Source organism: Nocardioides sp. S5-5, from assembly GCF_054954065.1.
This window is the reverse complement of sequence record NZ_CP199913.1, coordinates 2,959,641-2,981,107: the sequence shown is the minus strand read 5'-3', so window position 1 is coordinate 2,981,107 and position 21,467 is coordinate 2,959,641. Positions and strand designations below refer to the sequence as shown.

Genomic DNA, 21,467 nt, shown 5'->3' with positions numbered 1-21,467 from the left:
GTCACCAACGGTCATAGTAGTCACGCTCCCAGAAGCTCGGGCCGACGGGCTCGTCGAAGTCACTCTGTGCGACCAGGTACCCCTCGTCGTCGATCGCGATCGGCAGCTGCGGCAGCGGTCGGCCGGCTGGACCGAACACCACCTTGCCGGAGTCGGCGAGGTCGAAGGTCGACTGGTGGCAGGGGCAGAGCAGGTGGTGGGTCGTCCGCTCGTTCAGCGAGATCGGGCAGCCGACATGGGTGCAGATCTTGGAGTAGGCGACGATGCCGTTGACCGTCCAGTTGGCCCGGCTCTCGCCCTTGGCGTCCTTGCCCGGCTTGATGTCGCCCGGGTTCATCCGCAGCAGGATCAGCGACGCCTTGGACTTGTGGATCTGGAGGTTCACGCCCTCGACCTCGGTCGGGTCGATGTCGTAGCGCTCCGGGTTGTGGAGGGCGTCGGGCTGGCAGTTGACCAGGTCGCCGACCTCGAGGTCCGAGGCGAGGATCGGGGTCCAGATGCCGTCGCGGACGATGCGCATCGGCTTGTCCTTGGTCCCCTCGCCCCAGATCGTGTGGTAGAGCTTGTCGCCCGGCAGCGGACCGAGGTCGCGCAACAGCACGACGGCCGGGAGGCCGAGCAGGCCGACCGCACCCAGCAGGGAGTTGCGGATCAGCGGCCGACGGCCGATGCCCGACTCCGCGATGCCGTCGTTGATCGCCTGGACGGCGACCTCGCGGTCGTCGTCGGACGACTTCGCCGGGTGCCGCAGCTCGACCATCTCGTGGTCGGCCATCAGCTTGCGGGCCCAGTGGATGATGCCGACGCCGATGAACAGCAGCGCGAGACCGAGGAAGAAGCCCAGCGCCATCGTCGAGGCGCCGAAGCCGCCGATGACGTGCCAGTCGTCGCCGATGTCGAGGGTGAAGTACGAGACCAGGAAGCCGAGGGTCGCGAGCGCGGAGAGGCCGAAGAGCGTGGCCACCTGGCGCTCGGCGCGCTTCTCCTTGGCGGGGTCGACGTCGGTCGGCCGCCACTGGTGCTCGGGCAGGCCCGGGTCCGCGATCGGACCCACGAGCTCGCCTCCGCTCGCGTCGGAGTGGTTGTCGTGTGCGTCGGTCACGCTGCCGCCTCGTCCTTCTTCTTGCTCGAGCGGGTGGTGTGGGCCGCGATCCAGACGGCGAAGCCGACCAGGATGCCGATGCCACCGACCCACGCGATGATGCCCTCACTGACCGGCCCGAGGCTGCCCAGCGTGAAGCCGCTGTAGCTCGGCGCCTTGTTCAGCTCGTTGAGGTAGGCGATGACGGCCTTCTTGTCCTCCGGCGGGATGTTGCCGTCGGAGAAGGTGTCCATCGACTGGGGACCGGTCAGCATCGCCTCGTAGATGTGCTTGCCGTCGACGTTGCGGATCTTCGGCGCGAAGCCGCCGCGCGGCATGGCGCCGCCGGAGCCCTCGAAGTTGTGGCAGGCCGTGCAGTTGGCGAGGAAGATCTGGCCGCCGCGGACGACGAGCTCCTCGATCTCCTTGTCGCTCATGCCCTCGGTGGAGTAGAGCTCCTTGTCAGGGATGGCCGGACCGGTGCCGAGCGAGGCGACGTACGCCGCGAGGGCAGCCGTCTCCTCCTTGGTGTAGACGACCTCCTTGCGCGGCGCCTGGACGCCGGGCTGGGCCATGGGCATGCGGCCGGTGCCGACCTGGAAGTCGACGGCGGCCGCGCCCACGTCGGTCAGGGCCGGGCCGTACTGCGAGCCGCCCTGGGTGAGGACGCCCTCGCCGTTCTGGCCGTGGCAGAACGCGCAGCCGACCAGGAAGAGCTCACGCCCCTCCTTGACCAGCGCCGCCTCGTCCTGGTTGTTGTCGGCCTGGGCCGGCGCGAGCGCTGCGTAGAGGCCACCTGTCAGCAGAAGGCCGCACACGAGCACCAGGAGTCCGGCGATCGGACCGCGGCGATGCCGCGAGAGTCGACCGGCGGAACGGTTCAGAAGGCGCACATTCAGTCCTTGTCAGTCCGGAGGATCCAACAGCTCTTCGTCAACGGGCCCGCCGCCTCACTTGATCAGGTAGATCGTCGCGAACAGCCCGATCCACACGACGTCGACGAAGTGCCAGTAGTACGAGACGACGATCGCGCTGACCGCCTGCTCGTGCGTGAAGCGCCTGGCGACGTACGTGCGACCGAGGACGAAGAGGAAGGCGATGAGACCGCCGGTCACGTGGATGCCGTGGAAGCCGGTGGTCAGGTAGAACATCGTGCCGTAGGCGTCGTGGGGGATGGTGACGCCCTCGTGGATCAGCTCGGCGTACTCGAGCGCCTGGCCGCCGACGAAGACGGCACCCATGACGTAGGTCAGGATGAACCACTCGCGCAGGCCCCACTTGCCGACCTGGAGCAGCGAGCCGGCGCGCGAGACCTGGCCGCGCTCGGCGGCGAACACGCCCAGCTGGCAGCTGAACGACGACAGCACGAGGATCGTGGTGTTGATCGAGGCGAACGGCACGTTCAGCAGCTGCGTGTTGTCCGCCCACATCTCGGGCGAGACCGAGCGGATCGTGAAGTACGACGCGAAGAGCGCCGCGAAGAACATGAGCTCGCTGGACAGCCAGATGATGGTGCCGACCGCGACCATGCTGGGTCGGTCGTGCTGGCCGTGCAGGCGCGAGGCCGGGAGAGATGCCGAAGCTGAGATCGCCACGGGCGCCATTATGGCGGTAACGCTTCCCATCGGCATCCCGACCCCCCGTTCTAGCGGTTCACCACCCACGACCTACGCTCGAACGGGTCCCGAAACGACGGACCGATCGGTGGAGAGGTGACGCGTGGGACTGGTGGTGTCAGCAGGAGGCCCGGGAGTCACGAACCTCCCGCCCTTCGACGCCGGCGCCCTGCTCTCCCAGTGGGGCATCGCGCCGCTGCCTCTCGTCATCACCGTCTGGGCAACCGGCCTGTACGCCGTGGGCGTCCTCACACTGCGCCGCCGGGGCGACGCCTGGCCGGTCGGGCGCAGCATCGCCTGGGGCATCGGGATGCTCGCCTTCTACCTCGCGACGTCGTCCGGCCTCGCGGCGTACGACACCGTGCTGGTCAGCGTCCACATGGTCCAGCACATGATCCTGTCGATGGTCGTGCCGCTCTCGCTGGCGCTCGGCGCCCCGGTCACCCTCGCGCTGCGCACCCTGCCGCGGCACCCGCGGGGCTGGCTGCTCGCCCTGCTGCACTCCCGGCTCGCCCAGGTGCTGGGCTTCCCGCCGCTGACCTTCGGGCTCTACGTCATCTCGCCGTGGGCGCTGTACTTCTCCGGCTGGTACGACGCCTCGCTGCGCTCGACGTACGTCCACGAGCTGATGCACGTCCACCTGGTCGTGGTCGGCGCACTCTTCTTCTGGCCGATCGTCGGGGTGGACCCGCTGCCCGGCCGGGTCGGACACCCGTTCCGGGTGCTGCTGACCGTGCTGACGCTGCCCTTCCACGCCTTCCTCGGCGTCACGATCATGGGCCAGAAGACGCTGCTCGGAGGGGACTGGTACCCCGCCCTGCACGACGGCCCGCTCGGCGCCTGGCTGCCCGACCCCTACGAGGACCAGAAGCTCGCCGGCGGCATCCTGTGGGGTGCCGGCGACCTGGTCGGGCTGGTGTTCTTCGTCGTGCTCTTCGCCCAGTGGGTGCGCTCGTCGATGAAGGAGGCCGAGCGGGAGGACCGCCGGCTGGACCGGCTGGAACGGCAAGCCGCGGCCGCGGACCCGTCACGGTCCGAGTAGCATCGCGCGGGTGACGTCCCCCAAGACCCTGAAGGTGCTCGTCTACAGCGACGACGTACACACCCGTGAGCAGGTCATCCTGGCGCTGGGGCGCCGTCCCCACCCCGACCTGCCGGAGCTCGAGTACGTCGAGGTGGCGACCGAGCCCGTGGTCATCCAGAACATGGACGCCGGTGGGCTGGCCCTCGCGATCCTCGACGGCGAGGCGGTTCCCGCCGGCGGGATGGGCATCGCCAAGCAGCTCAAGGACGAGATCCTCGACTGCCCGCCGCTCGTCGTGCTCACCGGGCGGCCCCAGGACGCCTGGCTGGCGACCTGGTCGCGGGCGGACGCCGCCGTACCGCACCCGCTCGACCCGATCCAGCTCGCGGAGGCCGTGGTCTCGCTGCTCCGCGCCCGCGTCCCGGCATGAGCCACCCCACGGAGTTCTGCGCCTCCCCCGCTTTGCTCCTCCAGCGCATGACTCCGCGGGGACCCCGGCTGTCGCAGCGGGACGTGCGATGACCAACTGGCCCGACGTCCTCGGCGCGCTGGTCGCCGGGGAGGATCTCACGCCTGCCCAGTCGGCGTGGGCGATGGGCGAGATCCTCGCCGGCGAGGCGAGTCCCGCGCAGATCGCGGGCTTCGTGGTCGCCCTGCGCGCCAAGGGAGAGTCGATCGACGAGCTCACCGGGCTCGTCGACGCGATGTACGCCGTGATGACCCCGATCTCCGTCCCCGGACGGCTGCTCGACGTGGTCGGGACCGGCGGCGACCGCTCGTTCTCGGTCAACATCTCCACGATGTCCGCGATCGTGGCCGCCGGCGCCGGTGCGCGCGTGGTCAAGCACGGCAACCGCTCGGCCTCCTCGCAGGCCGGCACCGCCGACGTACTCGAGGCGCTCGGGGTCCGGCTCGACCTGCCCGTGGCCCGGGTGGCCGAGGTCGTCGACGAGGCGGGGATCACCTTCTGCTTCGCCGCCGCCTTCCATCCGGCGATGCGGCACGCCGCCGTGCCCCGCAAGGAGCTCGGCATCGGCACCGCGTTCAACGCGCTCGGCCCGCTCGCCAATCCCACCCGCCCGGCCGCGCAGGCGATCGGGTGCGCCGACGTGCGGCTCGCCCCGGTGATGGCCGGTGTGTTCGCCCGCCGCGGCGTCGACGCCTGGGTCTTCCGCGGCGACGACGGGCTCGACGAGCTGACCACGACCACCACGTCGCGGTTGTGGCGGGTCCACGACGGTGAGGTCGCCGAGGTCGTGGTCGACCCGACCGCCTTCGGCATCGCCCCCGCGACCGCCGCGGACCTGCGCGGCGGCGACGCACAGCACAACGCCGGCGTCGTCCGCGACCTGCTCGGCGGGAAGACCGGTCCGGTGCGCGACGCCGTGCTGCTCAACGCGGGCGCGGCGCTCGCCGTCTACGACGCCCCCGGCACGGCGTACGACGACGCGCTGGCCGCCGGCATCGCCCGAGCGGGCGAGGCGATCGACTCCGGCGCCGCGCGGGCCACACTCGACCGCTGGGTGGCGGCGGCCCAGGCCTAGTAGCGCGTCGCAGCTAGAACGCGGGCTGGGAGTCGCCCAGGCACGCACCTCGCCACGTTGACGCAGCTCGACAGACAACCCGGTATGCCAGCGCTGCGCCGCCTTGCGATGCACGCACCCGGGCACCTCCCAACTCCACGTCTTAGCCACGACACGCTACTAGGAGCTCCGGGGAGCGAGCAGCACCAGCTCCTTGGTGCGCTGCTCGACCGCCCAGCCGTCGTGCTCGAGGGCGTAGGCGAGCGCCGAGTCGTCGGGCAGCAGGGCGAGCTGCGGCGCGAGCTCGGCGAGGGTGTGGTCCCAGCCCGGCTCGAGGTGGTCGAGGTCGGCGTACCGCTGCAGCTCGGCGTCGGTGTAGACGTCGCCGTAGCCATGGAGGGGGACGTCGAGCTGGGGCGTCAGCCACAGCAGGACGCCGCCGGTCGGCCAGTCCGTGAGGACTCGGGTGCCCGACGGCAGGGCGTCGAGGCGCTCGGCGAACGGCCGGATCCGGACGGCGGGGTCGTCGACGAGACGCTGGGCCGGCGTGACGGCGAGGACCGCGGCGGCCAGGGCGAGCACGACCAGCAGCTCGGGTCGGCTCACCTTGGGGTGCTCCCGACGCCGGCCGAGCTCGGCGGCGACGACGGCCGCGAGGGTGATCAGGGCCAGTGGCAGCGTGCGGCCGGAGTAGAGGGCGAAGGCGCCGCCCATCGCGAGGAGGCCGAGGTCGTAGGGGCGAACATCGCTACGTCGGACCAGCAGCAGCACCGCCAGCGCGGCCAGTGCCGTCACCGGGGCGGCTCGCAGCGAGATCAGCTCGGGCGCGGACCACTCGGCGAAGAAGTCCGCCCGGGAGTTGACCTGCAGCACGGCGGTCAGCAGCCGCGGCCCGACCGGGGTGACCAGCGTGGTGAGCAGCATGCCGCCCGGCACCGCCAGCAGCGCGAGCATCTGGCGACGCTGGGGGCGGCGCTCCACGATCACCAGCACGGCGAGCAGCACGCAGGCCGCCACCCCGATGATCCACATCCCGTGGCAGGTCGCCCACAGCCAGCCGAGCGGGATCAGCAGCCAGGGCGGCCGACCGGAGGCGCGGGCGCGGTCCCAGGCGGCCAGCACGACCACCAGGAAGAGGTAGCTCAGCACCTGGGGGCGCAGGGACAGGCTGGGCAGGCAGCCGACGACCACGACGACGGTCAACGTGATCGCGCACCCCGGGCCTGCGTGGCGGCGGAGCAGAAGGTAAGTCGCGCCGGCGAGGCCGACCACGACCACCGCGAAGGCGAGGATCAGACCGGTGGTTCCGAACGCGTCGTCGAGCCGGGCCAGGACGATCTGCGGCAGCCACTGGGTCGGCGCCCAGTCGTTGGTCGACGCAGGGCTGAGCTGGCCTGGATGGGCGAGCGACCAGCCGCCGAGGAACTCCTCGCCGAAGCGCAGGTGGAAGTAGGTGTCGAAGGCGCGGAACGGGCGGCGGGCCAGGGCGGTCAGGAGAGCGGCGAGCAGGAGGGCGCCGGCCAGCGGGTAGGCGCGGACGAGCAGCGGGAACCGGGGCTCGCCCGGCGCCAGGCCGGTCATCCTCAGTCGAGGCCCAGCGAGAACGCCGCCTCGAGATCGTGGCGCGAGTAGGCGCGGTAGGCGATGTGGGTCTCGGTGTCCACGACGCCCTCGACCTTGTTGAGACGGTCGGCGACCACCGCGGCGATGTCGTCGTGGGAGCTCACCCGGACCAGTGCGATGAGGTCGATCTGGCCGGTCACGGAGTAGACCTCGCTGACACCTTCGAGCGCCGCGATCGCCTCGGCGACCTCCGGGATCCGGGCGGTCTCGGCCTGGATGAAGACGATGGCGGTGATCATGGGGTCACAGTAGTGGTCGCCAGCATCGTCGCGTGGCGCCCCGCGCCCCGCACCGGACAGGCCCACTCGCCGACCACCTCGACCAACCGGACGCCGGGGGACTCCAGCCAGCGCAGGATCCGCTCGGACTCCTCCGCGGTCGCGGCGGGCGTGGGGCCGATCGCCGGCAGCACGGTCTCGGCCGAGGCGCGCAGGCCCTCGACGTACGCGACGGCGTCGGCGCCGGCCGGGATCACGCCGGCGGCCGCGAGCCGGCCGTGGCGCACGACGTGGACCGCCCAGCGACCGTCGTCCTCACGGCGGGCCGCGACCACCTCGGGGCAGCCGGTCAGCGCGGTCAGCCGCTGGGTGCGCGCCGCCGCGCGCACGAAGTCGGCCAGCCGGTCGCGGTGGTGGGCCGCCTCCTCGAAGCGCTCCTGCTCGGCCAGTGCGGACATCCGGGCATGGACCAGGTCGACGACGTCGTCGGGCCGGGTGAGCAGGGTGTCGCGGAGCTGGCGGACGACGGCGGCGTAGGTCTGTGGGTCGACACTGCCGTCGCACGGCGCCAGGCAGCGGTCCATCTGCGCCAGCACGCAGGCGCTGCGCCGCGGCTGCCGGCCGAAGCGGTCGTTGCACTGTCGGATCGGGAACACCTCGTGCAGCGCCGCGAGGGAGCTCTCCGCCGCCGCGCGGGAGGAGAACGGCCCGAGGTAGTCGGCGTCGTCGTCGAGCACCCGCTTGACCAGCGAGAGCCGCGGCCACGGCTCCCGGGTCAGCTTGAGCCAGGTGACCTTCTCGGGATGGCGGGAGCGACGGTTGTAGGGCGGCTTGTGCTCGGCGATCAGGCGCAGCTCCCGCACCGAGGCCTCGAGCGGCGTGGCGCACTCGACCCCGCTCACCGACGAGGCGATCTGGACCATCTCGCCGATCCGGGTGCGCTTCTCGGAGGCGGTGAAGTAGCTGCGGACCCGGCGGCGCAGATCGCGCGACGTACCGATGTAGAGGACGCGAGAGCTGTCGTCGCGGAACAGGTAGACGCCGGGCGCGTGGGGGAGGTGCTCGGCGAGGTGGCGCTTGCGCCGGGTGGTGCTCGCGACCTTGCTGGAGTAGCCCTGCAGCTCCTCGAGCGTCTGCACGCCGAGCCCGCCGAGGCGCTCCAGCAGGCCGTGGAGCACGTCGACCGTGGCCCGGGCGTCGGCCAGGGCCCGGTGGTTGGGGGTCGTGCCGGCCCGGAAGACCCGGGCCAGCGAGGAGAGCTTGTGGTTGGGCGCCTCGTCGCGGGTCACGACGTGGCGCGCCAGCTTGACCGTGTCGAGCACCTCGAAGTCGGGCCACACGATGTCGAGCTCGTGGGTGAAGTGACGCAGGAAGCCCACGTCGAAGCGGGCGTTGTGGGCGACCAGCACCGAGCCGGCCGCGAACTCGAGGAACGCCGGCAGCGCCGCTCGGACCGGCGGGGCGTCGGCGACCATGCCGTTGGTGATCCCGGTGAGCACCGCGATGAACGCGGGGATCGCGGTGTCGGGGTTGACCAGGGTCTGGAACTCGCCCAGCACCTCGCCGCCGCGGACCTTCACCGCGCCGATCTCGGTGATCATGTCGCCGTCGCCCACCGAGCCGCCGGTGGTCTCCAGGTCCACGACGCAGAAGGTCACGTCGTGGAGCGGGCGCCCGAGCTCGTCGAAGCTGCGCTGCGCGTCCCACCGAGGTGTGACGGGTGCTGCGGTCATGGGAGCGACGGTAGGCGTCACCTCCGACGCAATGCGGGAGACGCGCTCGACCATCCCTTGCGGCACACGCGTGTCCGGGACGTCCCTCGGCTGTCCCCAGGCGGTGGTTCCCGGTGGCTCGTCCACAGCCGGGTCGCTCGCCGCACCCGATCGGCCGGTCCTGCGGCGAGGGTGGGCGCATGCCGTCGCCGCAGCACGAGACCCCGATCGGGCTGGTGCGACTCGAGCCGGGACTGGTGGCGTCGTTGCTGGCCGACGTCTTCGACTATCCGGTGCCGGAGCACGCCTCGGTGCGGTCGCACGCGACCGAGGCGCGGACGGTGGTGCCCCGCACCTACCACGCCGACGCGGTCCTGGTCCTCCGCGACGCCGAGGACCGTCCGGTGCTGGCCGTGGTGTGGGAGGTGCAACGGCGGTGGGACTCGCGCAAGCAGCGCACCTGGCGGGCCTACCTGGCCCACCTGGAGAGCGAGTTGGAGGTGACGGCCGAGCTGGTGGTGTTCTGTCCGTCGCGCCGGCTGGCCGCGCGCTACCGGGCACTGCTGGAGGCGGGCAGCAGGTCGGCTCCGCTGCGGCCGTTCTTCGTGACGCCGCCCGATGTGCCGCTGGTGATCGATCCCGACGCCGCGGCGGGTGGGGTCGCGATGGCGCTGCTGGGGGTGCTGGCCCACCGCGCGGAGCCGGAGGTGTACCCGGCACTGGAGGCGCTGGCCAGCGCGGTGACAGGGCTGGGGCCGGCCCGGTGGAGTCCTTACTATGACCTTGTGCTCGCGGGGCTCCCGGCGGGCCTGCGCCGGACGTGGGAGGAACTGATGATGACGACGACGAAGAACCCCTACTACAGCGAGAAGTTCCGCAGGCTCTGGGACGACAGCTTCGGCCGGGCCAGGGCCGAGAGCGTGGTCACCGTCCTCGACGCGCGGGGCATCGCGATCAGTGACGCCGAGCGGTCGCTGATCCTGACCCAGCGCGACGAGACGACCCTGGACCGGTGGCTGGTCCGTGCGGCGAGTGCCGAGCGGGTCGAGCAGGTCCTGCAGGAGTGAGTCCACAGCCGGCTGCGAGGTTTGTGTCGGAGGCTCCTGCCACCCTCCGGGACATGACGAGGATCGACTGCGACACCTGTGTGGTGCGGGGCCTGGCCTGCCACGACTGCGTGGTGACGGTGCTGCTGGGGCCACCACCCGAGCTGGTGATCGGTGACGACGAGATGGCCGCCCTCGAGGCGCTGGCCGACGGAGGGCTGGTGCCGCCGCTGCGGCTGGTCCAGCCCGTCGACGGTCCGCAGGTCGAGTCGGCCTGAGACCACAGAGGCTGATGTGACCCACGTGACTGCTGGTGCGCAGGATCGTCCCCAACACGCCCCGGACCGGTTTGGTGCGGCCGTGGGCCGGGACTAGGCTGCACCCTCAGGTGTCCGAGGAAGTGGGTCGACCGACCCGCGCGGACGCCGCGCTGAGTTCGGACCCACTCGGGGGTCCGGAGCCGGGGAACCAACCACTCTGGGGTGAATCCCGCACGAGGCGCGAAGGCGAGGGGGCCCGACCGGGCCGGCGCCGGAGCGAGGAGTGCGGGTAGGGCGAGTCGTGCCCGAACCCGTCAGCTCACCCGGTAGGCGTACGACACCAAGAGGGGACCGCCAGCTCGTGCTGAACGGCCGGAAACGCACTACCGCCGCGCTCGCGGCACTCGCCGTCACCGGCGCGATCACGCTGTCGATCAGCGGCAGCCCCGCGCAGGCCGAGCCCGACATCGAGACCGTCAAGGCCCGGGTCGACCGGCTCTTCCACGAGTCCGAGCAGGCTGCGGAGCGCTACAACGACGCCGAGCTCGAGCTCGCCGAGCTCGACAGCGACCTGTCCTCCCTCGAGGCCGACCAGTCCCGCCAGGGCGACGCCCTCGCCGGGGTCCGTTCCGACGTGCGCGACTCGCTGATCCAGCAGTACCAGTCCGGCAGCCTCGGCCCCACCGGCGAGCTGCTGTCCTCCGACTCCCAGGGCTTCCTCGACGAGCTCTCCACCATCTCGACGGTGCAGGGGCTCCAGGACTCGCTCCTCGCCGACTACGGCGACGAGCTCGAGGCCTACGACATCCGCAAGGAGCAGACCGAGAAGCGCCGCTCCGACATCAACGAGCTCAAGGCGACGCTCGCGGAGGAGAAGAAGACCGCCGACGCCAAGCTCGCCGAGGCCAAGGACCTGCTCTCGCAGCTCGAGGCCGAGCAGCGCGCGGAGTTCCTCTCCCGCAACGCCGGGCGCCCGATCGACGCCGACACCATCCCGGCCACCGGCCGCGCGGCCGCGGCGATCAAGTACGCCCTCGCCCAGGTCGGCGACGCCTACGTGTGGGGTGCGGCCGGGCCCAACGCCTTCGACTGCTCCGGCCTGACGATGATGGCCTACGCCCAGGCCAACGTGAGCCTGCCGCACTCCTCGCGCGCCCAGTACGGCAGCGGCGCCCACGTCGCGAAGAGCGACCTGCAGCCCGGCGACCTCGTCTTCTACTACAGCCCGATCAGCCACGTGGGGATCTACCTCGGCAACGGCCTGATCGTGCATGCCGCCAACCCGGGCGCCGGCGTCAAGGTCTCCGACCTCGACGAGATGCCCTATGCCGGAGCGGTCCGGCCTGGGTGACCCCCCGAGGGCACGCTCTCGCGGCGGCGCTCCTGGTCGTCGCGCTCGGCGCGGGCGGCTGCTCGAAGGACGACTACGTCGCGCCGCCCCCGGCGACGACCACCAGCGACGTCGCCGACCCCGTGGCGGCCGCCGACACCCTGGCCGCGCTGGAGGCCGCGATCCACGACGGTGACGCGACCGCGGCCGCCGAGCTCGGCGCCGACCCGGCCCGTAGGAACCTGCTGAGCGCGGTCGTCGCCAATGCGGAGGCCCTCCGCCTCACCGATGTCACCCTGCGCTACGTCACCGAGACCGGCCGCACCGTCGGCAGCGACGCCTGGGACGGCCAGGTCGCGGTGACCTGGCGGATCGAGGGCCAAGACGACGCGCCGGCGCGCGCCGAGCTGCCGGTCTCCTTCGCCGGGCGGGGTGCCACCATCGCCGCGATCGGCGGCGCCCGGGCCCGGTTGCCGCTGTGGCTGTCCGGTCCGCTCACCGTCGAGCGCGCCGGCGACGTGCTGGTCGCGGTGGCCGGCGACCCGACGCAGGCACCGGCGTACCTCGCGGCCGCGCGCCGAGCCGTCACCCAGGTCCGCGCCGTCGTTCCCGGCCGCGGCGGGCTGGTCGTCGAGGTACCGGCCGACCCCGAGGGCCTGCGGCGCACGCTCGACACCGGGCCCGGGCAGTACGCCGCGATCGCCGCCGTCACCGCCCCGGTCGACGGCTCCCAGGCCGCGGGGAGCCCGGTCCACGTGTTCCTCAACCGCACCGTGTACGACGACCTCGACCCCGTCGCCGCCCAGGTGGTGATGACCCACGAGGCCGTCCACGCGCTCACCGACGCGATCAGCGCCCGGCAGGCGCCGCTGTGGCTGGTCGAGGGCTTCGCCGACTACGTCGCGCTGCGCGACGTCGGCCTGCCGCTCACCACGACGGCCGGGCAGATCGCGGCCGCGGTGCGCAAGGACGGCGTCCCCGAGACATTGCCCAAGGACGGCGAGTTCGACCCGTCGGCGAGCCATCTCGGCGGCGTCTACGAGGCCGCCTGGCTGGTGTGCGTCACCCTCGCCGACCACGCCGGCGAGCGGGCGCTCGTCGACCTCTACGAGCAGGTGCGCGCCGGTGGCGAGCTGGCCGCCGCGCTGCGGGAGCACGCCGGCTGGACCGAGCCCGAGCTGACCGCCGCCTGGCAGACCCGCCTGACGGCATTGCCCGGCGTGGCAGGCTAGTGGCCATGCCCGGGCCGCGTTCGGGGGTGGCCCGTGCTCCGGGTGCGTGCCCGGCGCGCGGGACACACGAAGGAGGTCCGGGGATGGCCACTGAGGCTGTGGACGACCGACCGGCGGTGCGCAGGGTCGCGCTCGGCACCGTCCTGCTGGGCGCGGCCGCCTTCGTCCTGGTCGCGGCCACCAGGGTCCCGTGGCATCCGGTCCCCGGCGGACTGCCCGACCCGGTGACGGCCTCCTCGGTCTTCACCCAGGCGCAGATCGACCGTGGCGAGCACTACGCGCTGTGGGGTCGGATCTGGAGCTGGTCGCGGCTCGCGGTCTCGCTGGCCGTCGCCGTCTGGCTGGGCTTCGGACCGGTCGGTCGCCGCTGGGCGGCCCGGCTGCGCGGCTGGTGGTGGATCCGGGCCCTCGTCGTGGTGGCCGGTCTGAGCCTGGTCGGCACCCTGGTGACGCTGCCGTTCGGGATCGCCCTGCGCCGCCTCGGCCTCCACGAGGGCCTGGTCGCCGGTTCCTGGGCGGCCTGGGGCACCGACCAGGTCAAGGGCTACCTCGTCACCGTCGTCGGTACGTCGATCGCCGTGATCGCGCTCGTCGGCTGCATGCGGCGAGCGCCCCGACTGTGGCCGGCGGTGGCGGGGCTCGCGGCGGCCGCGCTCGTCGTGCTCGGCTCGTTCGCCTACCCGGTGGTGGTGGAGCCGGTCTTCAACAGGTTCGAGTCGCTGCCGGACGGCGCGCTGCGCACCCAGGTGCTCGCCCTCGCCGACGCGGAGGGGGTCCGCGTCGACGACGTGCTGGTCGCCGACGCGTCCCGGCGCACCACCACGCTGAACGCCTACGTCTCGGGCTTCGGTGACAGTCGTCGGGTGGTGCTCTACGACAACCTGGTCACCGGCACGCCCACCGACGAGACGCTCTCGGTCGTCGCGCACGAGCTCGCGCACGCCACCTACGACGACGTGCTGACCGGGACCCTGCTCGGCGCCGCGGGCGCCGCGCTCGGCGTCGGGCTGCTGGGCCTCCTGCTGGCGGTCCCGCGCCGTGAGCGTGCGGGTCAGGCCGACGAGGTGTCCGTCGTACCGCGGGTGCTGGCGCTGGTCGCGATCGCGACCCTCCTGGTGGCGCCGGTCCACAACGGGGTCAGCCGGGCGCTCGAGACCCGGGCGGACCAGACGGCGCTGGAGGTCACCAACGCCCCCCAGGCGTTCGTCGACCTCCAGCGCCGGTTGGCCCTGCGGTCCCACGCCGACCCCACACCTCCGGCGTGGTCGCAGTGGTGGTTCGGCTCGCACCCGACGGTGCTGCAGCGGATCGGGCTGGCCAACCAGTACGAGGCGCGCGCTACGGACTGAGTGCGCTGTCGAAGCTGGCGTTGGTCTTCTCGAAGAGTCCGTTGACGCCGCCGCCGAGCATCACGACGGCGAAGACGATCACCGCGGCGAGCAGGGCCACCAGTAGGCCGTACTCGACAGCGGTGGCACCGCGCTGCTCGGGTGTGCTCGGCGTGGTCATGACATTCCTTCGGGTTGTCCTGTGCCTGAAACGGGCATCGGCCGCGTCTCCGTGACGATGACGCGGCCGATGCTGAGGTTCGGTCAGGCTCAGCCGAGGCTGTCGTTGACGGTCGTGAACGCGCCCTTGAGCTTGCCGCCGAGGGTGAAGACGACCCCGACGATGACGGCGGCGATGAGGGCGACGAGCAGGCCGTACTCGACGGCGGTCGCGCCACGCTCCTCCATCTTGGCGAGGCGGGCGTTGAGCAGGATGTTCAGGTACTGGATCATCGGGTCTCCCTGTGCACTGGTTCGTACTGTGTCCCCGGGGAGTGCTTTCCCCGATGACCAGAACTCTGCCGGAACGGGGCCGGAGGCGGATCGGGAGTTCGTCTCCTCGCTGCTAGTCACTTCGGACTAGCAGCGAACGACGTGCCGGCGGCGGCTCAGCGGGCTGAGGGCTGCACGGTCGAGAGCAGCCCGATCCGCATCGCGGTGACCAGTGCCTGGGCGCGGTTGACGGCGCCGAGCTTCTGGTAGATCCGGGCGATGTGGGACTTCGTGGTCGACTCGGAGAGGTACAGTTTGGCGCCGATCGCGGCGGCGTTGAGGCCCTCGGCGAGCAGCAGCAGCACGTCGTGCTCGCGCTCGGTCAGGGCGGTCGACTCGGCGGACTGGCGCCGCATCATCGCGCCCACGAGGCCGGCGCACACGAAGGCCTTCGGAGACACCGCGGCGTGGCGGGCCGCCTTGATCACCTCGGTCGAGGGCGCGTCCTTGCCGACGAAGCCGGACGCGCCGGCCTGCATGGAGGCGAAGATCTGCTCGTCCCCGGAGTGCATGGTGAGCACGATCAGGCCGACCTCGTCGTTCTCCTTGCGCAGCGTGCGGACCACGTCGAGACCGGTGCCGTCCTGCATCTGGAGGTCGGTGATCACGACGTCCGGGCGCACCTCGCGGTAGCGCTGGATGCCCTCCTGCACCGATCCCGCCGTCGCCACGACGCTCAGGTCCGGTTCGAGATCGATGACGGCGCCGAGGCCGTCGCGGATCAGCTCGTGGTCGTCGATCAGGAGGACGGTCGTCGGGTCGCTCATCGGGGTCCCCGCGACGTTGTCCGGCGGAGGAGCCAAGCGGGGGAGGCGGAGGACTTCGGGGGGTGATTCATCGCTGCTCCGTGAGGATCGGGGAGTCGTCGCTCGCGGCCGCGCTCCGGGAGATCTTGAGGGCCACCGAGACGGTGAGTCCCCTGCTGGCGTTGTCACGGACCACGAGCTCCGCGCCGACCAGTCTGGCACGTTCGCGCATGATCTTCAGGCCGTGCGAGTCCGCGCGCGCCGCCTGCAGGCCGACGCCGTCGTCGGTGACCGTGATGATCGCCTCCGGCGCGTAGACCTGGCACCGGACGTCGATCGAGGTGGCGCGGGCATGCTTGACCGCGTTGTTGATCGCCTCCTGGGCGATCCGGAACAGCTCGGCCTCCACCTCGGGCCGCAGCCGGGTCGGCTGCTCGTCGAGGCGGACCCGGATCGGGATGCCCGAGGACTCGGAGAGGTGCCGCGCGACATTGCTGATCGCGGCGCCGAGGCTCTCGCTCTCGCCGATGCTGGTGCGCAGGTTCATCACCGACTGCCGTACCTCCGCGACGACCTTCGATACCCGTTCGCGCAGCATCCCGAGTGCCTTGGCCTGCTGCTCGTCGGCCGGCCGGGCGGCCAGCGCGTCGATGATGTAGCCGAGCGAGGCGATGTCCTGCGCGACCCCGTCGTGCATCTCGCGAGCCAGCCGGTTGCGCTCGTCGGCGGTGGCAGCGTCACGGAACTGCGCGAAGAGCAGCGCGGCGTCCAGCTTCACCGCGGTGTCGGAGAGGTCGCGGGCCACGGCGGTCAGTGGCAACGCCCGGGTGACGTCGGACCCGACGGGCCGCAGGCCCGCGACGATCGCCTGGTCGCTGACCCGGAACGCGAAGCCCTCGCCGATCTCGATCGGGCGCGCGGCAGCCGGATCCTGCAGCCGTACGTCGCCGGCCAGGGTCTCCGCCGCGACGGCATCGGAGGTCTCGAGCTCGACGGTCGAGGCGACGGGGGCCAGCGCCTCGCCGCGCGGGACGTAGAGCACCAGCGCCCGGTTGGGGATGCCGTCGCCGACCTGGCTGAGCAGCTCGCCGCCCAGCGCTCCGACGTCGAGTCCCGAGTTGAGGCTGCCGGCCAGGTCGATCAGCTGCTTGAGATGCTCCTGCGCGTCGCGGTAGGGCGCCACCGGGTCGGGGACCCGGTCGGAGGAGAAGGTGACCGCCGCGATCAGGCTCAGGCCGAGACCGGCCATGGTCCAGGTGAAGATCGCGACCGCCTGGTCGGCGGTGATCTTCTCCCACCACATCAGGCCCAGCGCCACCAGGGCGATCAGCTCGACCAGCACGGTGCGGATCATCGTGCGCACGCCGGTGATCGCGGTGGCATAGAGGGGAGGAACGACCAGTGCAGCCAGGATGACGGGTGAGTTGTCCATCCCGAGGGCACAGACGACGCCGATCGCGGCGGCCTCGGTCACCGGGCTGAGCGACAGCTCCAGCTCGCGCCGGGTGGCCGTCACGGCCTGGTAGACCCACACGCCGCCCACGGCAGCGAGGGCGAGCAGGCCCTGCTCCTGGTGGAACCAGACGATCGGCCCGCCGATCGCCAGCAGCGCGAACAGGCGTGCCGCGCCCACCACCGCGTAGGTCTGGCTGCTCGGCATGGTCTCCACCCTAGTGTCCCGTCCGGCTGATTCGCCGCCACGTTCGACGGCCCTGGCACGCACCTCGCGGCGTTGGCCGCACTCGACAGACGACCCGGTATGCCCTCGCCCGGCCGCCCTCCGATGGACGCACCAGGGCCACCGACCACGTCAGCGCTTCAACCGGACAGGACACTGGTGCCGCAGCCGCCTGCTCACTTGCCGTTGAACGCATCGAGCGCGTTCAGCACGGCAGGCCCCATGACGACGATGAACAGGCAGGGGAGGATGAACAGGATCAGCGGGATCATGATCTTGACCGGCACCTGCTGGGCCTTCTCCTCGGCGTACTGCCGGCGCTTGACCCGGATCTCGCCGGACTGGACCCGCAGCACCTGGCCGATCGGGATGCCGAAGGCGTCGGCCTGCACCATCGAGCCGACGAAGGTGTTGAGGTCCTCGACATTGCTCCGGGCCCCCATCGCCTTGAGCGCGTTCGAGCGGCTCATGCCGAGCTGCATCTCCCGGAGCACCCGGGAGAACTCCTCGGCGACCGGGCCGGTGGTGTTGCGGGCGACCTGCTGCACGGCGGCGTCGAAGCCCAGACCCGCCTCCACGCTGATGGTGAGCAGGTCGACGGCGTCCGCGAGCGTGCGCTTGATCTGGTCGGCGCGGTGGGCGGCCTTGTTGTAGAGATAGAGATCAGGACCGAAGAAGCCGACGACGGCTGCCACGACGGCGATGACCACGAGCGTGGTGACCGAGCCGCCGAGGAGCAGGCCGTAGGCCAGCACCACCACGGGGAGCACGACGGCGCACAGCACCTTCATGGTCAGCACGCGGTCGATCGTCCAGCCCCGGGGATTGCCGGCGAAGTCGAGGCGGCGCCGGATCCGCTCGGCCTTGTCCGCGCCGGTGATCCGGCGGCCGAGCGCCAGCGCCCGGGCCTGGAAGGGGGCGAGGATCCGGTCGGCGAACGGCTGGTCGGCCTCCTGAGCCAGCTCGTGGCCCGCGTGGCCGGAGCGCTCGAGGGCGTCGAGCGCGCGGGCGAGCCCGGTGGGCTGCTCCCGGGCGAAGGCGGCGCCGACCGTGGCGATGGCGCCCACGAGGAGCAGGAACGCAAGCAGGAGCAGCATCACGCCTCCACCTTCACCATGCGCGACATCCAGAAGGAGCCGATGGCCATCCAGATCACTCCGAAGCCCGAGAGGATCCAGCCGCGCGGGTCGTGCAGCAGGGGATCGAGGAAGGCCCGGTTGGCCACGAAGAGGAAGAGGAGGAACAGGACCGGAAGCGCGCACAGGATGATCGCGGACAGCCGGCCCTCGGCGGACAGGGCCTGCACGTGCCGGCGCAGGTACTGCCGCTCCCGCATGGTCGCGGCGACCGTGGTGAGCAGCTCGGCCAGGTTCCCGCCGACCTGGCGCTGGATCCGGATGGCCATGACCGCCCAGCCGAAGTCCTTGCTCGCGAACCGGTGGGCCACCCCCTCGAAGGCGTCTTCGATGGACACGCCGATCCGGGCCTCGACCAGCACCCGCTTGAACTCCGAGGCGATCGGCTCGGGCCCCTCGCGAACGACGGTGTCGACGGCCTGGGCGAGCGAGAGGCCCGCGCTGAGGGCGCCGGACAGCAGCTGCAGCACCTCGGGCAGCGCCGCGTCGAAGGCGCGCTTGCGCCGACCGGCCATGAACCGCAGGTAGAACGGCGGCAACACGAAGCCGACGAGCATGAACAGCAGGCCGAGGATGATGTTGCCCTGGCCGAGCAGGAGTCCGATCACGCCGCCGGCCAGCACCGAGGCGATGTGCAGCAGCAGCCACTCCGACGGCTTGAACTCGCTGCCGGCGGCCGCGAGCCGCCGGGTCATCCGGTCGTTGAGGGCGCTGTTGCGCTCGAGGATCTCGGCTGCCGCGGCCTTCGCCTGGTCGAGCACGGGGTCGGCCTGCGGCTTGTGGGCGCGCTCCTCGACGCCGCTCACCCGGGTGCTGTACGCCGTGACGCGGTCCGCGATGCTCATCGGGGCCGGCTTGGCCGGCACCAGCAGCACGGCCACCGACAGCAGGCCGACGGCGAACACGGCGACGCCCACCCACAGCAGCCAGTCGGGGGCGGTGAACCCGCCGTCCTCCTCGGAGATCGTGGGCAGCGGGGCCGCGGCGCCCGGCGTGCTGGCCGCCTCGATGGTGGCGAGGCTGCGGGCGACGACCGGCTCGCCGCCGCTCGTCGGCAAGGTCACCTCGACGGTCGCGACCTTGGCGGAGAAGCCCGACGGGAGAGGGGCGGTCACCAGGACCTGGTCGGCCAGCGCCTCGGCCTGCTCGGCGAAGGCGGCGGCGAGGGCGGACCCGCTCGAGGTGATCACCTCGCCCTTGCCGGCGCTCGCCACGGTGCGCAGCGGGATGAGCTGGCTCTCGGCGAGGTCGAGGCCGACGATGCTGACCCGGGTGCCGGCGTCCTTGATCGCGGCGGTCGCGTCCTCGAGGGACGCGTTGCTGCCGGCGTCGGCGCCGTCGGACAGCAGCAGCAGGGAGCGCTGCCCGGTCTCGCCGACGAGGTCGGTGGCGGCGATGATGCCGTCGTACAGCAGGGTGTTGCGCTGCAGGCTCAGCCCGTCGATCACGGTGCGGGCGGCGCCCCGGTCGGTCGTCGGCTCGAGCGCCACGTCGACGGTGCTGTCGAACGTCACGATGCCGACCTCGACGTCGTCGGGGACGGCGTCGAGATAGGTCGTCGCGGCCCGCTGGGCGGCCTCGAAGCGCCCCTGCTTGCGCATCGAGTTGCTGGTGTCGATCACCAGCACCGTGGTCCGCTTGACGGCCGAGCCGCTGGTGGTGTCGCTCGCGGTCGCGTCCAGCAGCGCGTCGTCGAGCGTCGCGGTGACACCGGACAGGTCGACCTGGCTGCCGGCCGGGACGTCGACCAGGATCCGGATCCCGTCACCGGTCGACTCGACATGGGCGATGCCGCCGTCGGCGGCGTACGCGGGGGAGCCGACCAGGACCGCGAGGAGGGCGACCAGCACCGCGGCCCCGCGGCGGACGGTGCGCTGCCCGCGCATCAGATGCGTTCCGTCCGGAAGATCGTGGGGTCGACGGCGACGTTGGCGTAGGCCAGCTTCTCCAGGAACTTCGGCCGCAGGCCGGTCGAGCGCAGCCGACCGAGGATCCGGCCGTTCTCGTCGAAGCCGGCCGAGTTGTCGAAGACGAAGATGTCCTGGAGGGTGATGATGTCGCCCTCCATCCGCTCCACCTCGGTGAGGTGGGTGATCCGGCGCGAGCCGTCCTTGAACCGGGTCTGGTGGACGATCAGGTCCACGGCGGAGGCCACCTGCTCGCGGATCGCGCGGATCGGCAGGTCCATGCCCGCCATCAGCACCATCGTCTCCATGCGGGCGAGGGTGTCGCGCGGGCCGTTGGAGTGCAGCGTGCAGATCGAGCCGTCGTGGCCGGTGTTCATCGCCTGGAGCATGTCGAGCGCGGAGGCGTCGCGAACCTCGCCGACGACGATCCGGTCCGGGCGCATGCGCAGGCTGTTGCGGACCAGGTCGCGGATGCTCACCGCACCCTTGCCCTCGATGTTGGCCGGGCGCGACTCGAGCCGGACCACGTGGTCCTGCTTGAGCTGGAGCTCCGCGGCGTCCTCGATGGTGACGATCCGCTCGTCGGTCGGGATGAACGACGAGAGCACGTTGAGCGTGGTCGTCTTGCCGGCGCCGGTGCCGCCGGAGACGATGACGTTGAGCCGGCCGCGCACGCAGGCGTCGAGGAAGTCGGCGGTCTGCGGCGTCAGCGACCCGAAGTTGATCAGGTCCTGCACGGTCAGCGGGTCGGTGGAGAACTTCCGGATGGTCAGCGCGGAGCCGTCGATCGCCAGCGGCGGGACGATCGCGTTGACGCGGCTGCCGTCGGGCAGGCGGGCGTCGACCATGGGGGAGGACTCGTCGACGCGGCGGCCGATCCGCGACACGATCTTGTCGATCGTACGGCGCAGGTGCGCCTCGTCGGCGAAGTGCGCCTCTGCCTTGACCAGCCGGCCGTCCTTCTCCAGCCAGACGTCGTCGTGGCCGTTGACCATGACCTCCGAGACCTCGGGGTCGCGCAGGTAGGGATCGATCGGGCCGTAGCCGAGGATGTCGTCGGTGATCTCCTGGGTGACCCGGACCCGGTCGGCCGCGCTGAGCGGGCGGTCCTGGGCGCCGAGGACGTCGGAGAGCACCGTGCGGACGGTCTGGTCGAGCTCCTCCTGGTCCATCTCGGCGTCGTACAGGTGCGGGCCGAGCTGCTTGATCAGCTCGGTGTGCACGCTCGACTTCAGGTCCTCGAGACGGTCGGTCTCGGTGCCGGCCATCCGGCGGCCCGGCTTGCCGTCGGTCGCTGCGGCCGCGGCCCGCGACGAGAGCGGGCCCGGCGTCCTCTGCCCGGCGGCCGGGGCCTCGACGTCGTGGTGGAGCGCCGGCGCGGCCTCCGCCGCCGGCTCGGTGGCGCTCACCACGTCGGCGAGCAGGTCGGCGTCGGCGGCCGGGGTGGCGGCGTGACGGCCCTGCGCGGCGGCCTCACGGCGCGCGGCGGCGAGACGCTCGGAGAGGCTCGACATG

21 protein-coding genes and 1 riboswitch are annotated in these 21,467 nt (G+C 71.9%); of the genes, 8 read left to right on the top strand and 13 right to left on the bottom strand.

The features are described from left to right. Position 1: 1 nt before the first annotated feature. Genes qcrA through ctaE form a run of 3 tightly spaced genes read right to left on the bottom strand, consistent with a single transcriptional unit; the run spans position 2 to position 2,685 of the window. Positions 2-1,102 (bottom strand): cytochrome bc1 complex Rieske iron-sulfur subunit, encoded by a 1,101-nt coding sequence (qcrA, locus tag ACUP6Y_RS14100; RefSeq protein ID WP_462551366.1) that lies wholly within the window; start codon positions 1,100-1,102, stop codon positions 2-4. Beyond that, a complete protein-coding gene (gene qcrC / locus ACUP6Y_RS14095; RefSeq protein ID WP_462551365.1) occupies positions 1,099-1,974 on the bottom strand; it encodes a cytochrome bc1 complex diheme cytochrome c subunit in 876 nt (291 codons plus the stop codon). The genes qcrA and qcrC overlap by 4 nt, the downstream gene beginning before the upstream one ends. Positions 1,975-2,031: 57 nt before the next feature. Further along, a complete protein-coding gene (gene ctaE, locus ACUP6Y_RS14090) occupies positions 2,032-2,685 on the bottom strand; it encodes an aa3-type cytochrome oxidase subunit III (protein ID WP_462551364.1) in 654 nt (217 codons plus the stop codon). Between the two features lie 115 nt (positions 2,686-2,800). Between ctaE and ACUP6Y_RS14085 the strand changes: the two genes are divergently transcribed. From ACUP6Y_RS14085 to trpD, 3 genes are all read left to right on the top strand, one after another. Then, positions 2,801-3,739 (top strand): cytochrome c oxidase assembly protein, encoded by a 939-nt coding sequence (locus tag ACUP6Y_RS14085; RefSeq protein WP_462551363.1) that lies wholly within the window; start codon positions 2,801-2,803, stop codon positions 3,737-3,739. Positions 3,740-3,749: 10 nt separating this feature from the next. After that, entirely contained in the window at positions 3,750-4,151 is a 402-nt protein-coding gene (locus tag ACUP6Y_RS14080; RefSeq protein ID WP_204835246.1) for an Rv3143 family two-component system response regulator, read from the top strand. 88 nt (positions 4,152-4,239) lie between these two features. Further along, entirely contained in the window at positions 4,240-5,265 is a 1,026-nt protein-coding gene (gene trpD / locus ACUP6Y_RS14075; RefSeq protein WP_462551362.1) for an anthranilate phosphoribosyltransferase, read from the top strand. A gap of 159 nt (positions 5,266-5,424) precedes the next feature. Here trpD and ACUP6Y_RS14070 read toward each other — a convergent pair whose 3' ends face one another. Genes ACUP6Y_RS14070 through ACUP6Y_RS14060 form a run of 3 tightly spaced genes read right to left on the bottom strand, consistent with a single transcriptional unit; the run spans position 5,425 to position 8,818 of the window. Further along, a complete protein-coding gene (locus ACUP6Y_RS14070; RefSeq protein WP_462551361.1) occupies positions 5,425-6,825 on the bottom strand; it encodes a hypothetical protein in 1,401 nt (466 codons plus the stop codon). 2 nt (positions 6,826-6,827) lie between these two features. After that, positions 6,828-7,106 carry an Lrp/AsnC family transcriptional regulator gene (locus ACUP6Y_RS14065; protein ID WP_462551360.1) on the bottom strand — a complete coding sequence of 93 codons (279 nt, stop codon included), beginning with the start codon at positions 7,104-7,106 and terminating at the stop codon, positions 6,828-6,830. Beyond that, on the bottom strand, positions 7,103-8,818 hold the full coding sequence (locus ACUP6Y_RS14060; protein WP_462551359.1) for a DEDD exonuclease domain-containing protein: 1,716 nt from the start codon (positions 8,816-8,818) through the stop codon (positions 7,103-7,105). Before ACUP6Y_RS14060 ends, ACUP6Y_RS14065 begins: the two co-directional genes overlap by 4 nt. Before the next feature lie 179 nt (positions 8,819-8,997). On the opposite strand from ACUP6Y_RS14060, the gene ACUP6Y_RS14055 reads away from it, so the two are divergent. The 5 genes from ACUP6Y_RS14055 to ACUP6Y_RS14035 all read left to right on the top strand — a co-directional run bounded on the left by ACUP6Y_RS14055 (position 8,998) and on the right by ACUP6Y_RS14035 (position 14,014). Further along, positions 8,998-9,864, top strand: coding sequence for a hypothetical protein (locus tag ACUP6Y_RS14055; RefSeq protein WP_462551357.1), 867 nt, complete (start codon positions 8,998-9,000; stop codon positions 9,862-9,864). A 53-nt stretch (positions 9,865-9,917) separates the two neighbouring features. Beyond that, positions 9,918-10,121 (top strand): hypothetical protein, encoded by a 204-nt coding sequence (locus ACUP6Y_RS14050; RefSeq protein WP_141798321.1) that lies wholly within the window; start codon positions 9,918-9,920, stop codon positions 10,119-10,121. Between the two features lie 150 nt (positions 10,122-10,271). After that, a riboswitch (cyclic di-AMP (ydaO/yuaA leader) is annotated at positions 10,272-10,438 on the top strand. A 26-nt stretch (positions 10,439-10,464) separates the two neighbouring features. Next, positions 10,465-11,454: a C40 family peptidase gene (locus tag ACUP6Y_RS14045; RefSeq protein WP_462551354.1), complete on the top strand. Its 990-nt coding sequence runs from the start codon at positions 10,465-10,467 to the stop codon at positions 11,452-11,454. Next, positions 11,451-12,665 carry a hypothetical protein gene (locus ACUP6Y_RS14040; RefSeq protein ID WP_462551353.1) on the top strand — a complete coding sequence of 405 codons (1,215 nt, stop codon included), beginning with the start codon at positions 11,451-11,453 and terminating at the stop codon, positions 12,663-12,665. Before ACUP6Y_RS14045 ends, ACUP6Y_RS14040 begins: the two co-directional genes overlap by 4 nt. Before the next feature lie 83 nt (positions 12,666-12,748). After that, on the top strand, positions 12,749-14,014 hold the full coding sequence (locus ACUP6Y_RS14035) for a M48 family metallopeptidase (protein ID WP_462551352.1): 1,266 nt from the start codon (positions 12,749-12,751) through the stop codon (positions 14,012-14,014). Here ACUP6Y_RS14035 and ACUP6Y_RS14030 read toward each other — a convergent pair. From ACUP6Y_RS14030 to ACUP6Y_RS14000, 7 genes are all read right to left on the bottom strand, one after another. Beyond that, entirely contained in the window at positions 14,004-14,174 is a 171-nt protein-coding gene (locus ACUP6Y_RS14030) for a Flp family type IVb pilin (RefSeq protein WP_462551351.1), read from the bottom strand. The genes ACUP6Y_RS14035 and ACUP6Y_RS14030 overlap by 11 nt on opposite strands. A gap of 89 nt (positions 14,175-14,263) precedes the next feature. Then, positions 14,264-14,446, bottom strand: coding sequence for a Flp family type IVb pilin (locus tag ACUP6Y_RS14025; RefSeq protein WP_462551350.1), 183 nt, complete (start codon positions 14,444-14,446; stop codon positions 14,264-14,266). A gap of 155 nt (positions 14,447-14,601) precedes the next feature. Continuing rightward, complete coding sequence (locus ACUP6Y_RS14020; RefSeq protein ID WP_462551349.1) at positions 14,602-15,252, bottom strand: response regulator; 651 nt, start codon at positions 15,250-15,252, stop codon at positions 14,602-14,604. Positions 15,253-15,319: 67 nt separating this feature from the next. Beyond that, positions 15,320-16,891: a sensor histidine kinase gene (locus ACUP6Y_RS14015; RefSeq protein ID WP_462551348.1), complete on the bottom strand. Its 1,572-nt coding sequence runs from the start codon at positions 16,889-16,891 to the stop codon at positions 15,320-15,322. A 194-nt stretch (positions 16,892-17,085) separates the two neighbouring features. Beyond that, positions 17,086-18,006 (bottom strand): type II secretion system F family protein, encoded by a 921-nt coding sequence (locus tag ACUP6Y_RS14010; protein ID WP_462551347.1) that lies wholly within the window; start codon positions 18,004-18,006, stop codon positions 17,086-17,088. Continuing rightward, on the bottom strand, positions 18,006-19,931 hold the full coding sequence (locus ACUP6Y_RS14005) for a type II secretion system F family protein (RefSeq protein WP_462551346.1): 1,926 nt from the start codon (positions 19,929-19,931) through the stop codon (positions 18,006-18,008). The genes ACUP6Y_RS14010 and ACUP6Y_RS14005 overlap by 1 nt, the downstream gene beginning before the upstream one ends. Beyond that, positions 19,931-21,466 (bottom strand): CpaF family protein, encoded by a 1,536-nt coding sequence (locus ACUP6Y_RS14000; RefSeq protein WP_462551345.1) that lies wholly within the window; start codon positions 21,464-21,466, stop codon positions 19,931-19,933. Before ACUP6Y_RS14000 ends, ACUP6Y_RS14005 begins: the two co-directional genes overlap by 1 nt. Between the last annotated feature and the right edge of the window lies 1 nt (position 21,467).

Bases quoted from the DNA above. Each gene is read 5' to 3' on its own strand.
- ACUP6Y_RS14020 (WP_462551349.1), bottom strand. From the start codon at position 15,252: ATGAGCGACCCGACGACCGTCCTCCTGATCGACGACCACGAGCTGATC.
- ACUP6Y_RS14005 (WP_462551346.1), bottom strand. From the start codon at position 19,931: ATGCGCGGGCAGCGCACCGTCCGCCGCGGGGCCGCGGTGCTGGTCGCC.
- ACUP6Y_RS14060 (WP_462551359.1), bottom strand. From the start codon at position 8,818: ATGACCGCAGCACCCGTCACACCTCGGTGGGACGCGCAGCGCAGCTTC.
- ACUP6Y_RS14010 (WP_462551347.1), bottom strand. From the start codon at position 18,006: ATGCTGCTCCTGCTTGCGTTCCTGCTCCTCGTGGGCGCCATCGCCACG.
- ACUP6Y_RS14065 (WP_462551360.1), bottom strand. From the start codon at position 7,106: ATGATCACCGCCATCGTCTTCATCCAGGCCGAGACCGCCCGGATCCCG.
- ACUP6Y_RS14015 (WP_462551348.1), bottom strand. From the start codon at position 16,891: ATGCCGAGCAGCCAGACCTACGCGGTGGTGGGCGCGGCACGCCTGTTC.
- ACUP6Y_RS14050 (WP_141798321.1), top strand. From the start codon at position 9,918: ATGACGAGGATCGACTGCGACACCTGTGTGGTGCGGGGCCTGGCCTGC.
- ACUP6Y_RS14030 (WP_462551351.1), bottom strand. From the start codon at position 14,174: ATGACCACGCCGAGCACACCCGAGCAGCGCGGTGCCACCGCTGTCGAG.
- ACUP6Y_RS14025 (WP_462551350.1), bottom strand. From the start codon at position 14,446: ATGATCCAGTACCTGAACATCCTGCTCAACGCCCGCCTCGCCAAGATG.
- ACUP6Y_RS14055 (WP_462551357.1), top strand. From the start codon at position 8,998: ATGCCGTCGCCGCAGCACGAGACCCCGATCGGGCTGGTGCGACTCGAG.
- ACUP6Y_RS14000 (WP_462551345.1), bottom strand. From the start codon at position 21,466: ATGTCGAGCCTCTCCGAGCGTCTCGCCGCCGCGCGCCGTGAGGCCGCC.
- ctaE (WP_462551364.1), bottom strand. From the start codon at position 2,685: ATGGCGCCCGTGGCGATCTCAGCTTCGGCATCTCTCCCGGCCTCGCGC.
- ACUP6Y_RS14070 (WP_462551361.1), bottom strand. From the start codon at position 6,825: ATGACCGGCCTGGCGCCGGGCGAGCCCCGGTTCCCGCTGCTCGTCCGC.
- trpD (WP_462551362.1), top strand. From the start codon at position 4,240: ATGACCAACTGGCCCGACGTCCTCGGCGCGCTGGTCGCCGGGGAGGAT.
- ACUP6Y_RS14035 (WP_462551352.1), top strand. From the start codon at position 12,749: ATGGCCACTGAGGCTGTGGACGACCGACCGGCGGTGCGCAGGGTCGCG.